Annotated in this window: 20 protein-coding genes and 1 tRNA gene; 17 read left to right on the top strand and 4 right to left on the bottom strand. The window is 52.6% G+C overall.

The genetic code is table 11. The annotated features are described in order from the left end of the window. Positions 1 to 592: 592 nt before the first annotated feature. Positions 593 to 669: transfer RNA gene (locus LMED105_RS04830), tRNA-Met, on the bottom strand. Between the two features lie 127 nt (positions 670 to 796). Between LMED105_RS04830 and LMED105_RS04825 the strand changes: the two genes are divergently transcribed. From LMED105_RS04825 to dusA, 11 genes are all read left to right on the top strand, one after another. Continuing rightward, positions 797 to 1,291, top strand: coding sequence for a DUF4442 domain-containing protein (locus LMED105_RS04825; protein ID WP_008248752.1), 495 nt, complete (start codon positions 797 to 799; stop codon positions 1,289 to 1,291). 9 nt (positions 1,292 to 1,300) lie between these two features. Further along, positions 1,301 to 1,516 (top strand): DUF1289 domain-containing protein, encoded by a 216-nt coding sequence (locus tag LMED105_RS04820; RefSeq protein WP_008248751.1) that lies wholly within the window; start codon positions 1,301 to 1,303, stop codon positions 1,514 to 1,516. A 460-nt stretch (positions 1,517 to 1,976) separates the two neighbouring features. Further along, the gene (gene scpB / locus LMED105_RS04815; RefSeq protein WP_008248749.1) at positions 1,977 to 2,591 is read left to right on the top strand and encodes an SMC-Scp complex subunit ScpB; all 615 of its coding nucleotides are present in this window, start codon (positions 1,977 to 1,979) and stop codon (positions 2,589 to 2,591) included. Next, the gene (rluB, locus tag LMED105_RS04810; protein WP_008248747.1) at positions 2,563 to 3,939 is read left to right on the top strand and encodes a 23S rRNA pseudouridine(2605) synthase RluB; all 1,377 of its coding nucleotides are present in this window, start codon (positions 2,563 to 2,565) and stop codon (positions 3,937 to 3,939) included. The genes scpB and rluB overlap by 29 nt, the downstream gene beginning before the upstream one ends. A gap of 227 nt (positions 3,940 to 4,166) precedes the next feature. Then, positions 4,167 to 4,670: a ribosome maturation factor RimP gene (gene rimP / locus LMED105_RS04805; protein WP_232222710.1), complete on the top strand. Its 504-nt coding sequence runs from the start codon at positions 4,167 to 4,169 to the stop codon at positions 4,668 to 4,670. A 10-nt stretch (positions 4,671 to 4,680) separates the two neighbouring features. Beyond that, on the top strand, positions 4,681 to 6,150 hold the full coding sequence (nusA, locus tag LMED105_RS04800; RefSeq protein WP_008248729.1) for a transcription termination factor NusA: 1,470 nt from the start codon (positions 4,681 to 4,683) through the stop codon (positions 6,148 to 6,150). Positions 6,151 to 6,222: 72 nt separating this feature from the next. Continuing rightward, positions 6,223 to 9,054, top strand: a complete 2,832-nt coding sequence (gene infB, locus LMED105_RS04795; protein WP_008248728.1) for a translation initiation factor IF-2 — start codon at positions 6,223 to 6,225, stop codon at positions 9,052 to 9,054. Between the two features lie 27 nt (positions 9,055 to 9,081). After that, a complete protein-coding gene (gene rbfA / locus LMED105_RS04790) occupies positions 9,082 to 9,486 on the top strand; it encodes a 30S ribosome-binding factor RbfA (RefSeq protein ID WP_008248727.1) in 405 nt (134 codons plus the stop codon). Further along, positions 9,458 to 10,492 (top strand): tRNA pseudouridine(55) synthase TruB, encoded by a 1,035-nt coding sequence (gene truB / locus LMED105_RS04785; RefSeq protein WP_008248726.1) that lies wholly within the window; start codon positions 9,458 to 9,460, stop codon positions 10,490 to 10,492. Before rbfA ends, truB begins: the two co-directional genes overlap by 29 nt. Continuing rightward, positions 10,489 to 12,309, top strand: a complete 1,821-nt coding sequence (typA, locus tag LMED105_RS04780) for a translational GTPase TypA (RefSeq protein ID WP_008248725.1) — start codon at positions 10,489 to 10,491, stop codon at positions 12,307 to 12,309. The genes truB and typA overlap by 4 nt, the downstream gene beginning before the upstream one ends. A gap of 78 nt (positions 12,310 to 12,387) precedes the next feature. Beyond that, entirely contained in the window at positions 12,388 to 13,368 is a 981-nt protein-coding gene (dusA, locus tag LMED105_RS04775; RefSeq protein WP_050771149.1) for a tRNA dihydrouridine(20/20a) synthase DusA, read from the top strand. A gap of 73 nt (positions 13,369 to 13,441) precedes the next feature. Here dusA and LMED105_RS04770 read toward each other — a convergent pair whose 3' ends face one another. Genes LMED105_RS04770 through wrbA form a run of 3 tightly spaced genes read right to left on the bottom strand, consistent with a single transcriptional unit; the run spans position 13,442 to position 15,865 of the window. Then, a complete protein-coding gene (locus LMED105_RS04770) occupies positions 13,442 to 14,872 on the bottom strand; it encodes an FAD-binding oxidoreductase (protein ID WP_050771148.1) in 1,431 nt (476 codons plus the stop codon). Positions 14,873 to 14,876: 4 nt separating this feature from the next. Further along, the gene (locus tag LMED105_RS04765) at positions 14,877 to 15,260 is read right to left on the bottom strand and encodes a DUF2069 domain-containing protein (protein WP_008248722.1); all 384 of its coding nucleotides are present in this window, start codon (positions 15,258 to 15,260) and stop codon (positions 14,877 to 14,879) included. Then, positions 15,260 to 15,865, bottom strand: a complete 606-nt coding sequence (wrbA, locus tag LMED105_RS04760; RefSeq protein WP_008248721.1) for an NAD(P)H:quinone oxidoreductase — start codon at positions 15,863 to 15,865, stop codon at positions 15,260 to 15,262. Before wrbA ends, LMED105_RS04765 begins: the two co-directional genes overlap by 1 nt. 50 nt (positions 15,866 to 15,915) lie before the next feature. Between wrbA and LMED105_RS04755 the strand changes: the two genes are divergently transcribed. The 6 genes from LMED105_RS04755 to LMED105_RS04730 all read left to right on the top strand — a co-directional run bounded on the left by LMED105_RS04755 (position 15,916) and on the right by LMED105_RS04730 (position 21,304). Then, positions 15,916 to 17,283 carry a YihY family inner membrane protein gene (locus tag LMED105_RS04755; protein WP_008248720.1) on the top strand — a complete coding sequence of 456 codons (1,368 nt, stop codon included), beginning with the start codon at positions 15,916 to 15,918 and terminating at the stop codon, positions 17,281 to 17,283. A gap of 179 nt (positions 17,284 to 17,462) precedes the next feature. Further along, positions 17,463 to 17,696: an RNA chaperone Hfq gene (gene hfq / locus LMED105_RS04750; RefSeq protein WP_008248719.1), complete on the top strand. Its 234-nt coding sequence runs from the start codon at positions 17,463 to 17,465 to the stop codon at positions 17,694 to 17,696. Positions 17,697 to 17,732: 36 nt separating this feature from the next. Further along, positions 17,733 to 18,854: a GTPase HflX gene (gene hflX, locus LMED105_RS04745; RefSeq protein ID WP_008248718.1), complete on the top strand. Its 1,122-nt coding sequence runs from the start codon at positions 17,733 to 17,735 to the stop codon at positions 18,852 to 18,854. A 36-nt stretch (positions 18,855 to 18,890) separates the two neighbouring features. Continuing rightward, positions 18,891 to 20,186 carry an FtsH protease activity modulator HflK gene (hflK, locus tag LMED105_RS04740; protein ID WP_008248717.1) on the top strand — a complete coding sequence of 432 codons (1,296 nt, stop codon included), beginning with the start codon at positions 18,891 to 18,893 and terminating at the stop codon, positions 20,184 to 20,186. Positions 20,187 to 20,188: 2 nt separating this feature from the next. Beyond that, on the top strand, positions 20,189 to 21,055 hold the full coding sequence (hflC, locus tag LMED105_RS04735) for a protease modulator HflC (protein ID WP_040512348.1): 867 nt from the start codon (positions 20,189 to 20,191) through the stop codon (positions 21,053 to 21,055). Between the two features lie 69 nt (positions 21,056 to 21,124). Then, positions 21,125 to 21,304 (top strand): DUF2065 family protein, encoded by a 180-nt coding sequence (locus LMED105_RS04730; protein WP_008248713.1) that lies wholly within the window; start codon positions 21,125 to 21,127, stop codon positions 21,302 to 21,304. Positions 21,305 to 21,308: the final 4 nt, after the last annotated feature.

Genomic DNA, 21,308 nt, shown 5'->3' with positions numbered 1-21,308 from the left:
CGTGGTCTTGTAGTACAGCTTTTGCCGATAAATTACCATCGTATTCGCATCAATATCTTAAATGTTCAACCCCATCACCCGAAGGTCAAACCTGTATTTTTAGGCAAAGTTCTACCCGATTGTTAAGATTCATATCTTTGTGCCCAATCCATATGTGATTTCTACTTAACCAAAGAGAATCAACAACAACTAATTTGTCGCAATATCAATCTGGTCAAGGATCTCAGCCAACCCATGGGCACAAACCGGGCACAACTTAGGCACATCCTAGTAGTAGTCAAATTCCATCCTGAAGGTCACGAATTCCCGAAAATTTCGCACAAAATTTCACTTCACAAACTCGAAAATCCACGACCTTCAGGTTGATTTCCCAAACGGTCATTGGGCACAAAAATGTGAACCGGAAAATTCAGGAAATTTTTACAGATGTGCCCTGTTGACCGTTATTGGGTTTGACTGAAGGTCACGAAAGGGAAGGCGGGCTAAATCGGGGTTGGGCACCAGTTGGGCACATTTTGGGCACACGCTGTTGGTGGCCCAGAAAACAAAAAAACCAACCACCGCTAAGTGATTGGTTTTAATGATATAAATTTGGTTGCGGGGGCAGGATTTGAACCTACGACCTTCGGGTTATGAGCCCGACGAGCTGCCAGACTGCTCCACCCCGCGTCTGGTAAGAACGAAACTATAGCGGGTTTTGCCCCTGTGTGCAAGTGCACAAACGCATTCAAGCGAGTAAACCTCACCTCAAAAACCTTTATCCTACTGAAACCACAAGAAAAAATCGCAGTAAAAAATGTTTAAAAAATTTCTGAAAAACCTCTCTGACAAGCCCGAATTCATGCGCAGAGCCATGAATTTTTACGCACCTTTGCGCGGCGCGGGCATTCATGTGCATCACATCAGTGCCAATTTCGAAGAAGTCGAAGTGCACATGCCACTCACGCGTCGCAATAAAAACATCATGGGTACGCAGTTTGGCGGTTCGCTGTATGCCATGGCCGATCCCTTCTACATGCTCATTCTCATGAAGCGCTTGGGCAGTCGCTATCATGTGTGGGATCAAGAGGCCAATATACGTTTTATTGCACCTGGTAACGCACTGGTCAAAGGTGTGTATCAAGTGAATGATCAAACACTTGAAGAAATCAAAGCCAAAGCGGCCACCGGTGAAAAAGTTTTGCACACCTTCGAGACCGACATTACCCATGTCGATGGCTCGGTTGTCGCACACGTCACCAAAGTGCTCTATATTCGCCTGAAGAAGCAGTACCGTCCCAACCCCAACTAAAGCAGCATCATGTCAAAACCTGAATACGCCAACCTGCCTGTGTGGCCAGAAGCCGATACCCCTTGCGTGGGTTTTTGTTCAACCAACCTCGGAGACGATATTTGCATGGGTTGCGGTCGTACTCTCGATGAGGTCGATGGTTGGCTTTTCAAAAGCGACGAAGAAAAAGAAGCCGTTTGGAACCGCATCCGCCAAGCGGGTGTTGGCTATCGCTGGGAAAGCTGAAATAGCAAGCGTTGATAGACTCTAGAGCCCATGCTCAGTTTTTAATCAACCAACCAAAAACTGCACAAAATCAACAGGCTGAAAATTTTATCCACAGAGAATAGGGAAGGTTTTCCCCGTCCACTGTGGATAAGTTCCAAAAGCCTCGGGGTAAGCCACAGTGGGGATGTTCAGCGCACTTTAATCGGGCACTCTGTGAATGTCTCCGACCCTCCATGGGTTACTTTCAGATACGGCTCGCCTCGGTGGGCCGTTTTTTTGAAATCAATTGTGTGATCAAGTGGTTGCTGAGCGGTGGATAACGTGGTTACAATGCGCCATCGGTTTATAAAATGCCTGTCGCGCAACTCGTTTCACGCTGCGCCCCTGCACCCCGCTGGCAACAGCCACATCGGCCTGCAGGACCAATCGGCACTATTTCCCTATCAACACCTGAATTTCTTTAAGTGAGTCCGCCTGGATGGATCCCCAGCGCGCTAAAAACATATTAGAAGCAGCTTTGCTGTGTTCGGTCGAACCGATTGCCGTCAAGGAATTGATGCGCCTGTTCGATGATGCCTTTGATGCATCCGTGGTCACCACCTTGCTGGAAGACCTGCGTCGTGACTGGACCCACAAAGGTCTGGAACTTGTGCAAGTTAAAACGGGTTGGCGTTTTCAAACCCGCGAGGACGTCAAACGGTACCTCGAACAAATGAATCCCGAGAAGCCCCCGAAGTACTCGAGGGCAACCATGGAAACCCTGGCAATTATTGCCTACAAGCAGCCGGTCACCCGGGGCGACATCGAATCCATTCGTGGGGTCACCGTGTCTACCCAGGTCATCAAGGCGTTGGAAGATCGCGGCTGGATCGAGTCGATCGGCCACCGAGATGCACCGGGGCGCCCAGCACTGTGGGCAACAACGCCTCAGTTTTTGGCTGACCTGAATTTGGCCAGCCTTAGCGAATTGCCAGCACTGGACGATGAAAAAGACCAACAGCTGGCGGATGAATTACAGAAAGTCATTCCATTTGATCTGGATGACAGCGAAACAGCGGAAAACGATGAGAACCAACAAGCGCAAAGCAACTGAAACACCCGATACCAACCCGATTCCTGAGCAGGTGTCTGTCAGCGTAGACAGCGAGAGTCATGACCTGGAGTGGGGTGAGGTGCTGGATCAGGTCGAAGGCCTGAAGTCGGAAGAGGGTGGCGGCGCAAGCAAAAATCGCAGCAAGCTGAATGTACGGCTCGATCCCGAACTGGCACCTAAGTTACACAAGGTGCTGGCCGATTCTGGCATGGGGTCTCGCCGTGAGATGGAAGAACTGATTGTCGCAGGCCGTGTCTCGGTCAATGCTGAACCTGCCCACTTGGGCCAGCGTGTGTTGCCCACCGATCAGGTGCGTGTCAATGGCAAGCTAATTCAGCGCAAAAACAAGTCCAAGCCACCACGGGTGCTGATCTATCACAAGCCCGCCGGTGAAATTGTGTCCATGGACGACCCTCAAGGCCGCACCACTGTATTTCAAAAGCTTCCCAAAATTTCCAACGGCAAGTGGATCGCTGTGGGTCGCCTCGACTTCAATACCGAAGGGTTGTTGTTGTTCACTTCCTCTGGCGAACTGGCCAACCGCTTGATGCACCCGCGTTATGAAGTGCAACGCGAATACGCCGTGCGTATTCTGGGTGAGCTTTCCGAGGAACAGCGCCAGCAGTTGCTGACCGGTATTCAGCTTGAAGACGGTCCGGCCAAGTTTCTCTACGTGGATGCTGCGGGCGGAGAAGGTGCCAACCGCTGGTACAAAGTGGGTCTGAAAGAAGGGCGCAACCGTGAGGTTCGGCGCATGTTCGAGGCCTGTAACCTGACCGTTAGCCGCCTGATTCGTACACGTTTTGGTGACATCATGATGCCGTCCACCTTAAAACGCGGACGCCACATGGAAATGGAAGCATTGGAGGCCATGTCCTACATGCAGTCTTTGGGCTTGAAAGTTGATGAGTCTGCTCAAGAGGGCGCCATTCGCCGTGACAAAAAGAACATTGGTTCGAAAAACAACAAACGTCGCAATGGTCAACCCCTGATCGATCCGGGCTTGGCCTTTACCACGCCAACCCAAACCTACCTCACCGTGTCTGGTGCCACCGCGGCTGCCGCATTGAGCAACCAGAACAATTTGTCCTCTGCAGGCGGCTCAGCCCGGCGCAATGGTGGCGGCGGTGACCGAAACGGCAACAGGGCCGGCGCGAATGGCAACGGTGCTGCTGCCCCGGCTGGAAAGTTTGCAGGTGCCGGCAAGCGCCCCTCGGGGCCACGGAATGCGGGTCCGCGGTCTGGCGGTCCTTCTGCCGGTCGAGGCCCGGGTCGTGGCAATGAAGGTGGAAATGGTGCAGCCCAGAAACCCCAGCAACGCAGACGTCGAAAGGCGCCAGCCGTGTAGTTCCCCGCACCGGAAATTACTTGAAAATAAAGGCAGTTTCGGTTATTCTCTGAGGCTGCCTGAGCGCCCACTCCAAAAAGGGTGTCTCAAATGAAGTGGGCTTACAGGCCCATTTTTTTTTGGCAAGGCGGTTTTGGTGTGCCAATAAGCAGGCAAATGAAGTGAACAAGCGAAGCGAATAGGCAAGCAAAGGCTATAGAAGGTTAAAAGGCGAAGTGAAAGGCGAAGTGATTAATCCTGAAGAATTTGTTGGTAATTCATGGTCTGGCGTGTGGTCAGAATCCTGGGTTACGGAAGCCGACGCCGTGATCTCCTCTCTTGGCCTTGAAGTGGCCGACATTGAGCGCGAAGGCAATGGCCTGTTGCGCATTATGATCGACTCGCCCACCGGCGTCACAGTCGAAGATTGCGAAAAAGTAAGCCACCAGCTTACCCACCTGTTCACCGTTGAAAACGTCAACTACGAGCGGCTCGAGATCTCCTCGCCGGGCGTAGATCGCGTTTTACGTCGCAAAAAAGATTTCGAACGGTTTTTGGATCAAGAAGTGTCCCTGAAATTCAAGCGGGCCATCAACAATCAAAAACAGTTCAAAGGCGTATTGCAAAAAGGCAAAGAGCAAGCCTGGGGCGTCCTCGTGACTCCCGATGGTAAAAATGCCGAACCCTATTTGCTTGATTTTGAAATAACTGATTTGGCGGGTGCCCGTCTGGTCCCCCATTTAAAGTTTTAGGAGCCCTGGAATGAGCCGTGAGTTGCTTTTATTAGTTGATGCGTTGGCGCGCGAAAAGAATGTGGACAAAGACATTGTCTTTGGTGCGCTCGAATTGGCATTGGCTTCCGCAACCAAGAAGCGCTTCGATGAAGAAGTGGATGTCCGCGTGTCCATCGACCGCGACACGGGCGACTACGACACTTTCCGCCGCTGGGAAGTGGTCACAGAGGAAGACTTCTACGATCCCGCCTATCAAATGGTTCTCGACCAGGCGTTGAAACACGACGAAGAAGCCGAAATGGGTGACTTCATCGAAGAAGAACTTGAGCCTGTTGAATTTGGCCGAATTGGTGCACAAGCCGCCAAGCAGGTTATTTTGCAGCGCGTTCGCGACGCAGAGCGCGAGCAAATTTTGCAAGACTTCCTGGACCGTGGCGATAAAATCGTGATTGGTCAGGTCAAGCGCATGGAACGTGGCGACGCGATTGTGGAAAGCGGCCGAATTGAAGCCCGTTTGCCCCGCGATCAAATGATCCCTCGCGAAAGCCTGCGCCCCGGCGACCGTGTACGTGCCTACCTGTGGAAGGTTGATCGCATGGCCCGTGGTCAGCAAGTCATTTTGTCGCGTACCTCGCCCGAGTTCATCAAAGCCTTGTTCGCCATGGAAGTACCTGAAATTGAACAGGGTCACCTGGAAATCAAGGGTGCGGCCCGCGATCCCGGCATGCGTGCCAAAATCGCTGTGTTGGCTCATGACCGCCGTATTGATCCAATCGGCACCTGTGTGGGTGTTCGCGGTTCCCGCGTTCAAGCTGTTACCCAGGAATTGGGTGGCGAGCGCGTGGACATCGTTTTGTGGTCTGAAGACCCGGCCCAATTTGTAATCGGCGCCCTGTCGCCAGCCACGGTTCAATCCATCGTTGTTGATGAAGACCAGCACGTGATGGAAGTGGTGGTGGACGAAGCCGAACTGGCTCAAGCCATTGGCCGCAGTGGTCAAAACGTACGTTTGGCCTCCGACCTCACTGGTTGGCAAATCAATATCATGACACCCGAAGAATCGGCCAAGCGTTCCGAGGAAGAAATAGGCAAGCTGCGCGAATTGTTCACCAGCAAGCTGGATGTGGACGAAAAAGTGGCCAACATTCTGATCGAAGAAGGCTTTTCCGGACTCCAAAAAGTCGCCTATGTGCCAATTGCTGAAATGCAGGAAATTGAAGCTTTTGATGCCGACACGGTTGAAGAACTCAGAACCCGTGCCCGCAATGCATTGCTGACCGAGGCAATTGCCCGTGAAGAAATGGTTGAAGGTGCAGGCGACCTGATGTCCATCGAAGGTGTAGATGCCGACCTGGTTGGCAAATTGGCAGCCGCTGAAATTTCTGACCGTGAAGGCCTCGCTGAATTGGCAGTTGATGAATTGGTTGAGATTGCAGGAATTGAAGAAGACCGTGCCCGCGACATCATTATGAAAGCGCGAGCACACTGGTTTGAATAATACAAACCGCATTGAGTAGAGTCGAATCGGGCCACTCGGCCCGGTCAGTAAGGGAATTTGAAGGAATAGTAGATGACCAGTACCACAGTCGCACAGTTTGCAGCAGAGTTGAAAATGCCCGCCGATGTTCTTTTGGAGCAGTTGAAGTCTGCTGGCGTGAGCAAAACTTCTGAGGCAGATGCAGTTACTGAAGCGGACAAGGGAAAGCTTTTGGAAAGCCTGAGAAAGGCGCACGGATCTGAAAGCGGTCAGAAGAAAATTACCCTTACCCGCAAGCAGACCAGTGAAATCAAGCAGGCAGGCCCAGGCGGCCGTGCACGCACAGTGCAGGTTGAAGTGCGTAAAAAGCGCGTGTTTGTTCAGCGTGCCGAAAAGGCCGGTGAAAGTGAGCCAGTGATGGAAGCTCAGCTTGACCCCGCAGAACAAGCCCGTCGCGACGCTGAAGCGCAGCGCCAGGCCGAGTTGAAGGCTCGCCAGGAAGCGGAACTGAAAGAAAAACAAGCCAAGCTCGAGCAAGAACGTGAGCGTGAACTGAAGCTTCAGGAAGAAGCCCGTCAGCGCGCCGAAGAAGAGCGTCTTGCTCACGAAGCCGTGGAACAAGCCAAGGCCGAGAGTGCCAAACCCGCCAAGGCAGACGAAGAAACCGATGCCAAGGATGAAGCAGCGCAAGCAGCGCGTGCCGAAGAAGCCAAGGCCCGCGAACAGCGCGCAGCCGATGCCCTGAAAGCCGAGCAAAAGGCTAAAAAAGCGGCTGAAGATGCTGCAAAAGCCAGCGCCAATCAGGAGCGCGCGCGCAAGGCAGCAGAAGCTGAAGTTGCGGCCATCAACCGCATGATGTCCCAGCCAGCCAAGGTCATGAAGGCTGAGGAGCCAGTTGAGCCGCCCAAGCCTGCGGCAACCATCAAAAAGCCCGAGAAAGCTTTGATCGTTGCGAGCGATGACGATGCCGCAGCAGAACGTGGCCGCAAAGGCGTTCGTGCACCCGGTGCGAAAGAAGAACCCGGCCGTCGCCGTGGTGGTTTGAAAACACGCGGTGAAACCGGTGTTGGCCGTACAGGCGCGGGTGGATGGAAAGGCCCCAAAGGCAAGAACAACCGCCACAGCCAGGAACAAAGTAACTTCAACCAGCCCACTGAGCCGGTGGTTCGTGACGTTCACGTTCCAGAAACCATTACAGTGGCCGACCTGGCGCACAAAATGTCCGTGAAGGCTGCTGAAGTAATCAAGTGTTTGATGAAGATGGGCCAAATGGTCACCATCAACCAGGTGCTTGATCAAGACACCGCCATGATCGTAACCGAGGAATTGGGTCACAGAGCGATTGCGGCCAAGCTTGATGATCCCGAAGCGATGATCGAAGAAGCCGGCGTGGCGCACTCTGAGGCACCTTCCGTGCCCCGTGCACCGGTCGTTACCGTCATGGGTCACGTTGACCACGGTAAAACATCGCTGCTTGATTACATTCGCAGTGCAAAAGTGGCCTCTGGTGAAGCAGGCGGTATTACCCAACACATTGGTGCTTACCACGTGGAAACAGAGCGCGGCATGATCACCTTCCTGGACACTCCCGGCCACGAGGCGTTTACCGCCATGCGTGCCCGTGGTGCCAAGGCAACCGACATCGTGATTCTGGTTGTTTCTGCCGATGACGGCGTGATGCCCCAAACCATTGAAGCGATTCACCATGCCAAAGCGGCAGGTGTGCCATTGGTGGTGGCGATCAACAAAATCGACAAGCCAGACTCTAATCCTGAGCGCGTGAAGCAAGAGCTTATCTCTCACTCGGTTGTTCCTGAAGAATACGGCGGCGATTCGCCCATGGTTCCCGTTTCTGCGAAAACCGGTAAGGGCATCGACGACTTGCTCGAGCAAGTGTTGTTGCAAGCTGAAGTGATGGAATTGAAAGCGCAGGTTGAAGCACCCGCCAAAGGTCTCGTGGTTGAATCCCGCCTCGACAAAGGCCGTGGCCCAGTGGCCACCGTGCTGGTTCAAAGCGGCACCTTGAAAAAAGGAGACGTGGTTTTGGCTGGTTCAGCGTTTGGTCGCGTTCGCGCCATGGTTGATGAAAACGGTCGTTCAATCGACTCAGCCGGCCCTTCAATCCCTGTGGAAATTCAGGGTTTGAGCGATGTACCTGCTGCTGGTGAGGAAGTGATCGTATTGCCAGACGAACGCAAAGCCCGCGAAATCGCCTTGTTCCGTCAAGGCAAGTTCCGTGATGTGAAGTTGGCCAAGCAACAAGCGGCCAAGCTGGAAAACATGTTTGAGCAAATGGCCGAGGGCGAAGTCAAGAGCCTGGCCGTAATTTTGAAGGCCGACGTACAGGGTTCACAAGAAGCCTTGTCGCATGCCTTGCAAAAACTGTCGACCGACGAAGTCAAGGTGCAGGTGGTACACGCCGCTGTGGGTGGCATCAGCGAATCTGATGTGAACCTGGCAGTGGCCTCCAAGGCGGTAATCATCGGCTTTAACGTGCGTGCCGACCAGGGCGCCCGTAAAACCGCCGAGAACAACGGCGTGGATATTCGCTACTACAACATCATTTATGACGCTGTAGACGAAATCAAGGCCGCGATGACCGGCATGCTGACGCCAGACAAGAAAGAGGAAATCATCGGTAACGTGGAAATCCGCGAAGTGTACAAGATCTCCAAGGTGGGTTCTGTCGCGGGTTGTATGGTAACCGACGGTGTAATTCGTCGTGGTGCGGGCGTTCGCTTGCTGCGCGACAACGTAGTGGTGTGGACGGGCCAGCTGGCTTCGCTGAAACGATTCAAGGACGACGCCAAAGAAGTGCGCCAGAACTTTGAGTGCGGTTTGCAGCTGCACAACTACGACGACATCCAGGTTGGCGACATTCTGGAAGCATTTGAAGTGAAGGAAGTGGCCCGTACGCAGCTGTAATGGCCGCATGGGTTTGAAAAGGAAAGTATGCGTCACAAGAAAAAAGCACCAGCCAGAGGCATTCGGGTTGCCGAGCAAATCCAGAAAGACCTGGCTGAGCTGATTCCCCGTGAGTTGAGAGACCCACGGCTTGGTTTTGTCACGATCACAGATGTGGAACTGACTCCCGATTACGCCTATGCAACTGTGTATTTCTCGGTGTTGACTGGTTCAGCGGAAACCACTGAAGAGGCATTGAATGATTCTTCGGGTTACTTGCGCAATTTGATTTTCAAGAAGCTGCACATTCACACCGTGCCTACCTTGCGCTTCAAACACGACCAATCGGTAGAACGTGGGGCTGAAATGGCCCAAATAATCGACCGGGCGCTGAAAGGCGAGGGTGGTGGTGCCACGGATTCGGATGGTGGTGGCGACGGTGGCGGAGACTAAGAAACAGAAGCGTGCCTTGTCGGGTGTGCTGTTGTTCGATAAATCGACTGGTTTTTCGTCCAATCAAGCCTTGCAAATCGTAAAGCGTTTGTACAGGGCAGAAAAAACAGGCCACACCGGCACGCTCGACCCGCTCGCAAGTGGTTTGCTGCCTTTGATGTTCGGCGAGGCCACCAAGTTTGCTGCTGATTTAATCGATGCCAGCAAAACCTATCGCACCAAAGTGCGGCTTGGGTTTTCAAGCAACACTGGCGATGCCGAGGGCGAATTGACGAAAGTCGGCAACCGCGCCCTTGAAAGCATCACCGAGGATGAAGTAAAACAGGTATGCGAGCAATTTGTTGGAGAAATTCAACAAGTACCGCCGATGTTTTCTGCATTAAAGAAAGACGGCAAGCCTTTGTACGAGTATGCTCGCGAAGGCATTGAATTGGACAGACCCGCTCGAACCCTTTTGATCCATCAATTGGATGTCATCAAAGTCGAGCACAATACAAACCATGGTGAAAGCAGTTGCACCATTGAACTGGAAGTAAATTGCAGCAAAGGCACCTACGTGCGCACCTTGGGCGAAGACATCGCCAAGGCCTTAGGCACAGCGGGCTATCTCACGGAATTGCGCAGAACCGCAATCGGTGACTTGAAAGTGGAACGCGCGTACACCCTTGAAGCACTTAAAGTGCTCGGTGAATCGGAAACCCCCTTTGACGCTTTGGATGCGGTGCTTTTCCCGGTTGATGCCCTGTTGGGCAGCCTGGGAAAAGTCGAATTGAACAATGAGTTTGCGCGGCGGTTTTCGCACGGGCAACGATTGCCGCTGGAATTGGCCGATGCCAAACCAGGGCGGGTGCGGGTGTACGGAGAAGCCCCTGCACAGGATGTGAACACCGAAGTTAGCAATACAGCCTTCAAAGGCAATTCCCGATTCATGGGAACAGGCATTTTAGAAACGGATGGGAAGGGCGCCTTGCTTCGACCCGACAGATTGATTCAGGTAAATCTATGACACGCGCATTACGTAACGTTGCAATTATCGCCCACGTGGACCACGGCAAAACCACGCTGGTAGACCAACTCCTTCGCCAGTCCGGCACCTTCCGCGAGAATGAAAAGCTCGAGGAACGCGTGATGGACAGCAACGACATTGAAAAAGAACGTGGCATCACGATTCTGTCAAAAAACTGCGCGGTTGAATATGAAGGCACCCACATCAACATCGTTGACACCCCAGGACACGCCGACTTCGGTGGTGAAGTGGAGCGCGTGTTGTCGATGGTTGACTCTGTATTGTTGTTGGTTGATGCCGTTGAAGGCCCCATGCCCCAAACACGCTTTGTAACCCGCAAGGCCTTGGCCTTGGGTTTGAAGCCAATCGTGGTAGTGAACAAAGTAGACCGCCCAGGTGCGCGCGTTGAGTGGGTAATTGATCAGACTTTCGACTTGTTCGACAAGTTGGGTGCGACCGACGAGCAGTTGGACTTCCCGATTGTGTATGCATCTGGCTTGAATGGCTATGCAGGCGATACACCGGATGTACGTGAAGGCACCATGCGCCCATTGTTCGAAGCGATTTTGAAGTACGTTCCTGTACGTGATGATGACCCCAATGGTCCACTGCAGTTCCAGATTACCTCTCTGGATTACAACAGCTATGTTGGCAAGATCGGTATTGGCCGCATCAAGCGCGGTACGGTGCGCGTGGGTCAGCAGGTCACCTGCATCAATGGCCCAGACGGCACCCCATTCAACGGTCGTATCAACCAGGTTCTAAAGTTCCGCGGCCTGGAGCGTATTCAGGAAGAGGAAGCACAGGCCGGTGATATTTGCCTGATCAATGGTATTGAAGAAATCGGTATCGGTACCACAATTTGCGCACCCGATTGCGTGGAAGGTCTGGAAATTCCGGCAATTGACGAGCCAACCTTGACCATGAACTTCATGGTGAACACCTCCCCATTGGCAGGCCGTGAAGGCAAGTTTGTAACCAGCCGCCAGTTGCGTGACCGTTTGCAGCGTGAATTGAAGGCCAACGTGGCTTTGCGCGTGAAAGACACCGATGACGATACAGTGTTTGAAGTCTCTGGTCGTGGTGAATTGCACCTGACCATTTTGCTGGAAAACATGCGCCGTGAAGGCTACGAGTTGGCTGTTTCCCGCCCACGCGTGGTGTTCAAGGAAATCGACGGCGTGAAGTGCGAGCCCTATGAAATGTTGACCGTGGATGTGGAAGATTCACACCAGGGCGGCGTGATGGAAGAACTGGGTCGACGGAAAGGTGATTTGCTCGACATGTCTCCCGATGGCAAAGGCCGTGTTCGTCTGGAATACAAAATTCCAGCGCGTGGCTTGATTGGTTTCCAGGGCGACTTCATGACATTGACACGCGGCACTGGCTTGATCAGCCACGTGTTTGATCAATATGCACCTGTGCGCGAAGGCGGCTCGGCCGAGCGTCACAACGGCGTGCTGATTTCTCAAGACGATGGTGATGCAGTCGCCTACGCCTTGTGGAAATTGCAAGACCGTGGCCGCATGTTTGTGTCCCCAGGCGAAGCCCTGTACGAAGGCATGGTGATCGGTATTCACAGCCGTGACAACGACCTGGTTGTGAACCCGATCAAGGGCAAGCAGCTGACCAACGTTCGTTCATCAGGTACCGATGAAGCCGTTCGCCTGGTTCCACCGATCCAGATGAATCTGGAATACGCGGTTGAATTTATTGCGGAAGACGAATTGGTGGAAATTACACCGAAGAACATTCGTATTCGCAAGCGCTTCCTGAAGGAACACGAGCGCAAGCGCGCAAGCCGCGACGCAGCGTAAGTTTTGTTTGGCTGAAAGGCCAGATTTCAAGAGGGGCGTGGCTTTGGCCTCGCCCTTTTTGTTTGTAAAATCCGAAGCATGACATTCAAACCAAGAACTTTATCTGTTGCTCCAATGATCGACTGGACCGATCGGCATTGCCGCCGGTTTCACCGTGCGATCAGTCAGCACACCTGGCTTTACACCGAAATGATCACTACAGGTGCGCTGGTGTACGGCGATCGCAATCGTTTTTTGGCATTCAATGACGAAGAACACCCAGTTGCTTTTCAGCTCGGTGGCAGCGACCCCGAGCACATGGCACGTTGCGCCAAGTGGATTGAGCAGGCGGGTTACGATGAATTGAACATGAATGTGGGTTGCCCTTCCGAGCGGGTTCAGAAAGGTGCGTTTGGTGCCTGCCTGATGGCTGAGCCCGGTTTGGTGGCCGATTGCGTGAAGGCCATGCGGGACGCCTGCTCGATTGATGTGACTGTGAAGCATCGGATCGGGCTTGATTACGATGAAAGCGAAACCATGCTTTTTGACTTTGTAGGCAAGGTCAGTGAGGCGGGTTGTAACACCTTCATTGTGCATGCGCGCAACGCAGTGCTGAAAGGTCTGTCACCCAAGGAAAATCGTGATATTCCTCCTTTGCGTTACGAGGTGGTCAAACGTCTGAAGCAACATTTTCCGCACCTTCAAATCATTTTGAATGGGGGGATTACCACCCTGGAAGCAATTGAAAGTCACCTTCAGTGGGCAGATGGCTGCATGATTGGTCGAGAGGCCTATTCCAATCCGTGGCTATTGGCCGGCTTTGATGAAGTGATTGGTAAGCCAACTACGCAGAAAACCCGTTTGGACGTAATCGATGAATTGCGGGCCTATGCTGAACAGGAGTTGAGCCGGGGAGAGAGTATTCGAAGCATCACAAAATCGTGGTTGGGTCTGTTTCACGGACAGCCCGGTGGAAGGCTTTACCGCCAAGTGTTGTCGGATTCAACCCGGCTGAAGGCCAACAACTGGCAGGTGGTTGAAGATGCGCTGGCGATGATGGTTAAGTCAACTCGGCAGTGAGAAATCAGGTAACCCTGACGAGATGGCTGCAATCTCTTAATAGGTCGTCAATAAACCGCAACCGCTGCCGGGCTCATATCAACACCAGCTTGCCAGGGTTCAGGAGGTTTTTAGGATCCATGGCCTGTTTGATGGCCTTGAATGCAGCATAGTTGCTGGCACTCGTAATATCTCGCAGTAGTTCGGCTTTCAACTGTCCAATGCCATGTTCAGCCGATACGGTACCGCCGCAGCGAAGAATTGCATCGTGTACCAAATTGTTCAGCAAAGTTTGGTGTTGCTTCAGAAATTCAGCGGCATCGCTGCCTTTGGGCGCCGACAAATTGAAGTGCAGGTTGCCATCGCCCAAATGACCAAACAACACCGGCCGAACATCCACGCCGTGCTCAGCAATGTCATTCAGGGCCATGTCGTGAAATGTGGGTAGCTGCGAGACAGCGCAGGCTACATCGTGTTTCACGTTCAAACCCTCTTTGGCCTGCGCTTCGGAAATGTTTTCTCGCAATGCCCAAAACGCTTCAATTTCCCGTCCATTTTGAGCCATGGCGATGTTGCGTACCCCGGGAAGCTCTTCCAACAGCGCCTCGAGTGTTTTGGTGACTTGTTCGCGCAAGGTGGTTTCGGAACCCAATGAGGTGAATTCAGCGAGCACATGGTCAACAGCACCAGGGCAGGTAGGCGCGCGGGCAGGAAAATGGGTTTGAACCACATCAATAGCATTGGCGTTCATCCATTCGTAGCTGCTGAGTTCACCGAACAAGTGGCCTTGTACAAAGCCCAAGGCATCCACCGCGGTTTGAATGTTGTCAACATTCAGCCAGGCCACGCAGCGGCTTTTCGGGGCAGGGTACACCTTCATGCAGGCGGTGGTTACAATACCCAGTGTGCCTTCTGAGCCGATCAGTAAATGGCGCAAGTCATATCCAGTGTTATTTTTGCGAAGTCCACGCAAGTCACCACACAACTCGCCTTGCGCGTTCACATACTCAAGTCCAAGGCACAATTCACGGGTGTTGCCATAGCGCAGTACGGCCACGCCGCCTGCGTTGCTCGCCAGGTTGCCGCCCAAAGTGCAGGTGCCTTCCGAAGCCAGGCTGAGGGGAAACAAAAAGCCGTGTGCCTGTGCGTACTCCTGAATCTCGTACAGCGTATAACCAGCACTGGCAGTCAGGGTCAGGTTGCTTTCGTCAAGTTTCAATACTTCACGAATGCGCCCGGTTTTAAGAACCACGTGGGCTAGTTTTACCGGATCACTGTCGGCCGCTGGCACTGCCCCGCCCACCAATCCGGTGTTACCACCTTGAGTTGAAATCGCCACATTGAACGCATCGCATATTTTTACAATCGCCTGCACCTGCCGGGTACTCATGGGTTCCAGAACAGCGAGCGCAGTGGTGCAGTAGCGTTTACGCCAGTCGGTGCACGCTCGGGCAATGTAGGCTGCATCGGTGTTAATCAGCAGCCCAGGTGCCTGTTTGCGCAATTGTTTAAGAAATTCATTCATGCGTTCAAGCAACCTTGGTTTTGGGTACTTTGTAGGTGCGGGCAAATACGCTGACACTGGCAAACAGCGCAATGGTCAAAAGCACCTCCAGCCCGGCCATCAACTGCGAGGCCAGTGCCGGATCGGAACTGGCGCGTGTGGCACCTTCCGCAAAGTATAGCCACACCAACAGTGATGTGGCCTGGTAGGTTCGTACGCGTTGTTTGAAAATACCCGGTACCACCAGCAGCAAGGGCAACACCTTCAGCACCAGCCAGCTGCCACCGGGGCGAATCGGCGCAATAAAAAGCTCCCAGGCTACACACAGGGCGATTAATGCCAACAGGCTGATTACCGTTGCCCAGTATGCTTTTTTGCGGGTCGAATCAATTTCAGGGGTGCTGCTCATCAAGATTTGTCCATGTGTTGTAGGGCCAATGCGGCTTTCGCAAGGCGAGCACCTTGTGCTCTGGCCAACGTTTTTTCATGTTCGGAGACAGGGTGCTGGCCCTGTCCACCTGCCCAATGGGTTACACCATAGGGCGTGCCACCCGTGTGTGTGTCATTCAGTGCCTGCTCGGAATAGGGAATACCCAGCCAAAGCATGCCATGGTGAATCAATGGCAATGCCATGCTGGTCAGTGTGGTTTCCTGGCCACCATGCAGGCTACCCGTGCTGGTAAAAACGCAAAAGGGTTTGTTGATCAAATCGCCAGCCAACCAAGTGCCAACGGTGCCGTCCAGAAAATACTTCATGGGCGCAGCCATGTTGCCAAACCGTGTGGGCGAGCCCATGGCAAGGCCGGCACATTCTTTCAAGTCAGCTGGCTCGGCGTAAGGCGGGCCCTGTTCGGGGATATCAGGTTCGGTTGCTTCCGTGTTTGCAGACACTGCGGGTACAGTTCGAATTCTGGCCGAAACTCCCTTTACCGAGTCAATGCCCTGCGCAATTTCACGGGCCAACTGCGCGGTTGCGCCATGGCGGCTGTAATACAAGACCAATACTTCAATCATGCTTAGGGGTTATCATGGGGGCTGTTGGAACCCCTATTGTATCGAAGCGCATGAGTTCAGCCGCACCCTCCGAAACAACTGAGACCAAGAGTTTCAAAGCCATCGGCAAATCTGTCGAAGAAAACCAGACACGACGTGCACGTTTCATGCGTGGTGCCCGCCGTGCGTTCAGTGTGGCCGATGTTGAGCTGTCTCCGTTGAATTTGCGATGGTGGATCGCATTTACACGCTTGGTCAGTCAGCGCATCAGCGAGCAGCGTTTGCCGCAGGTGGCAGCCAGCCTTACTTTCACCACCGTGCTTTCCTTGGTGCCTTTGGCCACTGTCGTGTTGGCCATATTCACGGCATTCCCGATGTTCGATCGTTTGCAGTCTTCTTTGCAGGGCTATTTGATCGACAGTTTTTTTCCGGAAACCTTGTCTGAAACCATTTTGACCTATGTCACACAGTTTTCTGACAAAGCGAAGGGGCTGACTGCGATTGGCATTGTGTTCTTGGTGATCACTGCTTTAACCACCATGTTCACTGTTGATCGGGTGTTTAATCAGATCTGGAACGTCAAGCGTCAACGCTCGACCATGAACAAGGTTGTGTTGTACTGGGCTGTCCTGTCATTGGCTCCTGTGTTGATCGGGCTGAGCATCAGCGTGTCCACTGCACTGATCGGTGAAACCATGGCGGGTGTGAACCCTGTGCTGGGGGGCATGTTTCCTGCCCTCAACCTTATACCTCTGACTTTGACAGTACTTGCCTTTGCTTTCATCTATCGGATTGTGCCCAACAGGGCAGTGCATTGGAAAGATGCGCTGGTGGGTGGCGTGCTGGCCGCAGTTTTGTTCGAAATTTCAAAGCGGGCATTTGCCGCTTACATCACGCATTTTCCGAGTTACACGGCTTTGTATGGTGCTTTGGCGGCGTTTCCAATCTTTTTGCTCTGGATTTACGTCAGCTGGATCATTGTACTCTTGGGGGCCAGCACCGTTGCTGCTTTGCCGGTGGCCCGCACTGGTTACTGGAACCCCAGCAACCGTCCTGGTGAACGCTGGCTGCAAGGTTTGAGCGTATTGGTTGAACTGGAAAAATCGCGGCAACAGGAAAAGCCTGGCATGACCATGGAAGAGTTGCGGGTGTTTGCCAAGGTGCCGCCCGACCAACTGGACGAGATCTTGAGTTTGTTGATTGACCATGGCGTGATAGGTCTTTTGGCAATTGTGCGGGGCGATGATCGCTTTGCCCTGATCTGCGACCCCGCCAATATCAGCGCTGAAGTGGTTGCAAAAGCGCTTTGGTACGACCCCTCACTAACCTCAGAATGGGCTGCCAGATTGCCCCAGTCCACAGCGAAACTAACTGAGTTTCAGGAGGAGTTTATCCGGCGCCCACGCTTGTCTCAATGGCTTGAGTTAGCCCCCTGCTAGGTGGGTGATGTCAACGGGAATCACTCTTTGGCGTTTGATTTGAACTTTTTGTGAAAAAAGAGTGTCCATATCAACAAAAGAAGGGCTTACGTTTGGCACCCATAGGCGCTTTCTGTAAACTAAGCGTGACGAGCCAAAAGCTCTGACATTTAATAATATCAACACAGTCTGGAGCTGTTATGAGTAACAAAGGGCAACTACTACAAGACCCCTTCCTCAATTTGCTGCGCAAAGAGCATGTACCCGTGTCCATTTACCTGGTCAACGGCATCAAGCTTCAGGGCCAAATCGAGTCTTTTGATCAATACGTGGTTCTGCTGCGTAATACCGTAACCCAAATGGTTTACAAGCACGCAATTTCGACTGTTGTGCCTGGCCGTTCAGTTACATTCACCCCCGAGGTGAAGGAGTAACCTTATCTTCACTTTCAAATTTTTCCGCGGTTTGAAATGACGCGTAGTTCCCTGGTTGCACTTGACCTAGGTCAACACGAGTTCCGCGAAAGTGTCGATGAGCTGGCTCTTCTGGCCACCTCTGCTGGTGCAGAGGTGATTGGCGTTTTCGTGTCCAAACGGCGTTCTCCCGACTCAGCCACTTTCATTGGCTCTGGCAAGGTGCAGGAAATACTCGCACATTGCGAAGCCGAAGAAGTCGAGCTTGTCATCTTTAACCACAGCCTGAGCCCCGCTCAACAGCGAAATCTTGAACATGCGCTCGGGCGTCGTGTAATCGATCGCACGGGTCTGATTCTAGACATTTTTGCCATTCGCGCGCGCAGTTTTGAGGGCAAGTTGCAAGTTGAACTCGCCCAGCTTCAGTACATGGCCTCCCGGTTGGTGCGCGGAAACGCGAATTTGTATGGACAGCAGGGCGGTATTGGCATGCGTGGTCCTGGTGAAACCCAGCTGGAAACAGATCGCCGCTTGATTGGTGTGAAGGTCAAGCAGCTGAAAACCAGGCTCGAGAAGCTCCAGAAACAGCGTCAAACCCAGCGCAGGCAACGTGAACGGCGAGGGCAGTTTACGGTCGCTATTGTGGGGTACACCAACGCGGGTAAAAGCACTTTGTTCAATGCCATAGCAAGCGACAAGGCGTACGCCGCAGACCAGCTTTTTGCCACTCTGGACACGACCACGCGCCGCGTTTGGCTTGCACCCAAGGTAGATATGGCCTTGTCGGACACCGTTGGGTTTATTCGCGATTTGTCTCATTCCCTGGTAGATGCTTTCAAAGCAACCCTGGAAAGTGCCGTACACGCAGATGTCTTGTTGCATGTCGTTGATGTGAGTTCGCCTGTTCGGCATAGTCAAATCGACGAGGTCAACAAAGTGTTGCTTGAGATTGAAGCGGGAGATGTTCCACAAGTGATCATCTGGAACAAAATAGACGCCTGCGAGCGTTCCGTGGAAGTCGAGCGCAACGGCGATGGTAAGATTTTGTCCGTGGCGGTGAGTGCGCGCTATGGGCTTGGCATTCCTGAATTGCGTGAATGTCTGACTGAACTTGCTGGCAACTTTTATGCTCAAAGTCGGGGTGCAGACACGCAGTCAGATGAATTGCAGTGGGCCTGAACGTCAACAATTAATTTTTCAGCAGTAGGAACAAGCATGTCAATGAATGATCCGGATTGGGGCAGAAATTCATCGGGTAATCAAAACAACGATGAACCCGCAAAGCCTCAAGATCAAGACAATCGCCGTCCCGGTGGCCGTCAGGATGGCCCCCCAGACCTTGATGAACTGTGGCGCGACTTCAACAGCAGGCTGAACCGGCTGTTCGGAAAGAAGGGCGGCAATGGTGGCGGTCCGCGTGGCCCCTTGGGAGGCGGCAGTGGTGGCCCCAGCATGGAAAATGCAGGCAAAGGGTTTACTGCGGTGATTGTAGTTGCGGTACTTGTCTGGTTGGCCAGTGGTTTTTACATTGTTCAGGAAGGTCGCGAAGGCGTGGTTTTGCAGTTTGGTAAGTACCACCACACTTCGATGCCCGGTTTCCAATGGCGTTTGCCTTACCCAATCCAGTCGCATGAAGTGGTGAACTCCTCTCAGGTGCGCATTGTTGAGGTGGGTTATCGCAATGACGTGAAAAGCAAGGTGCTGCGCGAAGCGCTGATGCTGACCGAAGACGAAAACATCATCGACATTCAATTCGCGGTTCAATACCGTTTGAAAGACGCGGGTGATTACCTGTTCAACACCATTGATCCCGACGAAACCGTAAAAATGGCGGCTGAAACGGCCATTCGTGAGGTGGTGGGTCGCAGCAAGATGGATTTCGTGCTCTACGAAGGCCGAGAGCAAATCGCTTTGAATACTGCAGAAGTGATGCAGGAAATTCTGGACAAATACGGTACGGGTATTTTGGTATCCAGCGTCACGGTCCAAGGTGTTCAACCTCCCGAACAGGTTCAAGCCGCGTTTGACGACGCAGTGAAAGCAGGCCAGGATCGCGAGCGTTTGAAAAACGACGGTGAGGCGTATGCAAACGATGTGATTCCGCGTGCCCGAGGCAATGCAGCCCGCTTGCTGGAAGAAGCGAATGGTTATCGCGAACGCGTGGTTGCCCAGTCCGAGGGTGATTCAGCTCGCTTCAAGGCAATTTTGACCGAATATGAGAAAGCGCCAAAAGTTACGCGTGATCGCCTGTACATCGATGCGATGCAGGAAATTTATACCAACGTGACCAAAGTTATTGTTGATTCCAAAGGAAACAGCCAGCTTCTGTATTTGCCATTGGACAAGTTGATTGAAAAAACTGGTTCATCAAACGCTGAAAGCAATGCGACATCTGCTGCCGCTGCCGCCAAGGCCGCTGAAACCAGCCCATCTGCACCACGTAATGCCAATGATGGATTTGACACTAGCATTCGCGATGCCATGCGCAATCGTGACCGGGGAGCTCGTTAATCATGCCTAAGATTTTTGTAGTAGTAGCGGCTGCGTTGATTGGCTTTTTTGTGGCCAATACCTGTCTTTATGTGGTGGATCAGCGCCAATACGCCATTGTGTTCGCGTTGGGTCAGGTTGAGGAAGTACGCCAGGAGCCTGGCTTGTATTTCAAGCTGCCAGCGCCTTTCCAGAATGTTATTTTTCTGGACAAGCGCATTCAAACCATCGACACACCTGAACCTGAGCGTTTTATTACCTCCGAGAAGAAGAACCTCTTGATCGATTCTTACATCAAGTGGCGTATTGTCGATCCTCGCTTGTACTTTGTTCGCTTGAGTGGTGATTCCCGCTTGGCTCAAAGTCGCATGTCTCAGGTGGTCAAGTCTGCCTTGAACGAAGAAATTACCAAGCGTACCGTGCCTCAAATGGTCTCTGGCGAACGCACCACAGTGATGAACACCGTGGTTGAAAAGGTGAAGGATGAGGCTGCGGAAATTGGTGTGGAAATTCTGGACGTTCGCTTGAAACGCGTAGATTTGCTACCTGAAGTCAGTGAATCTGTGTTTCGTCGCATGGAAGCCGAGCGAAAGCGTGTAGCCAACGATTTGCGAGCCACAGGTGCAGCGGAAGCCGAGCAAATTCGTGCGGATGCAGACCGCCAAGTGGTTGTAATTTTGGCTGAAGCCTACAGAGAAGCACAAACTATCAAGGGGGAGGGTGATGCAAAGGCCGGTTCGATTTATAATGCCGCTTTTGGTCGCAATCCCGAGTTCTATTCCTTTTACCGCAGTCTGGATGCTTACAAGAAGTCTTTGACATCCAAGTCTGATGTGATGGTGGTTGATCCGCAGTCTGATTTCTTCAAGTTTTTGCAGAAAACGCAATAACTTGGGCTTTCGTGCGCTTGCGTTGGTTAATCACCTTCGCTTGAAAGGTCTGGCTCAGGGAAAATTGATATGAGCGAGACCTTTTGGCTGGCTTTGGCCCTCGTGTTCATTCTCGAGGGCTTTATGCCTTTTCTTTTTCCAAAACAATGGAAAGAGACCTTTCTCAAGATTGCCTCGCTCACAGAAGGTCAAATACGATTTGTGGGGCTGGTGGCGATTCTCATCGGTATCACGCTTTTTTTGTTTTAGAACA

It is taken from the genome of Limnobacter sp. MED105, from assembly GCF_000170915.1.
Classification (GTDB): domain Bacteria; phylum Pseudomonadota; class Gammaproteobacteria; order Burkholderiales; family Burkholderiaceae_B; genus Limnobacter.
Note: the sequence above shows the minus strand (reverse complement) of the source record. Positions and strands in the feature narration are given on the sequence as shown.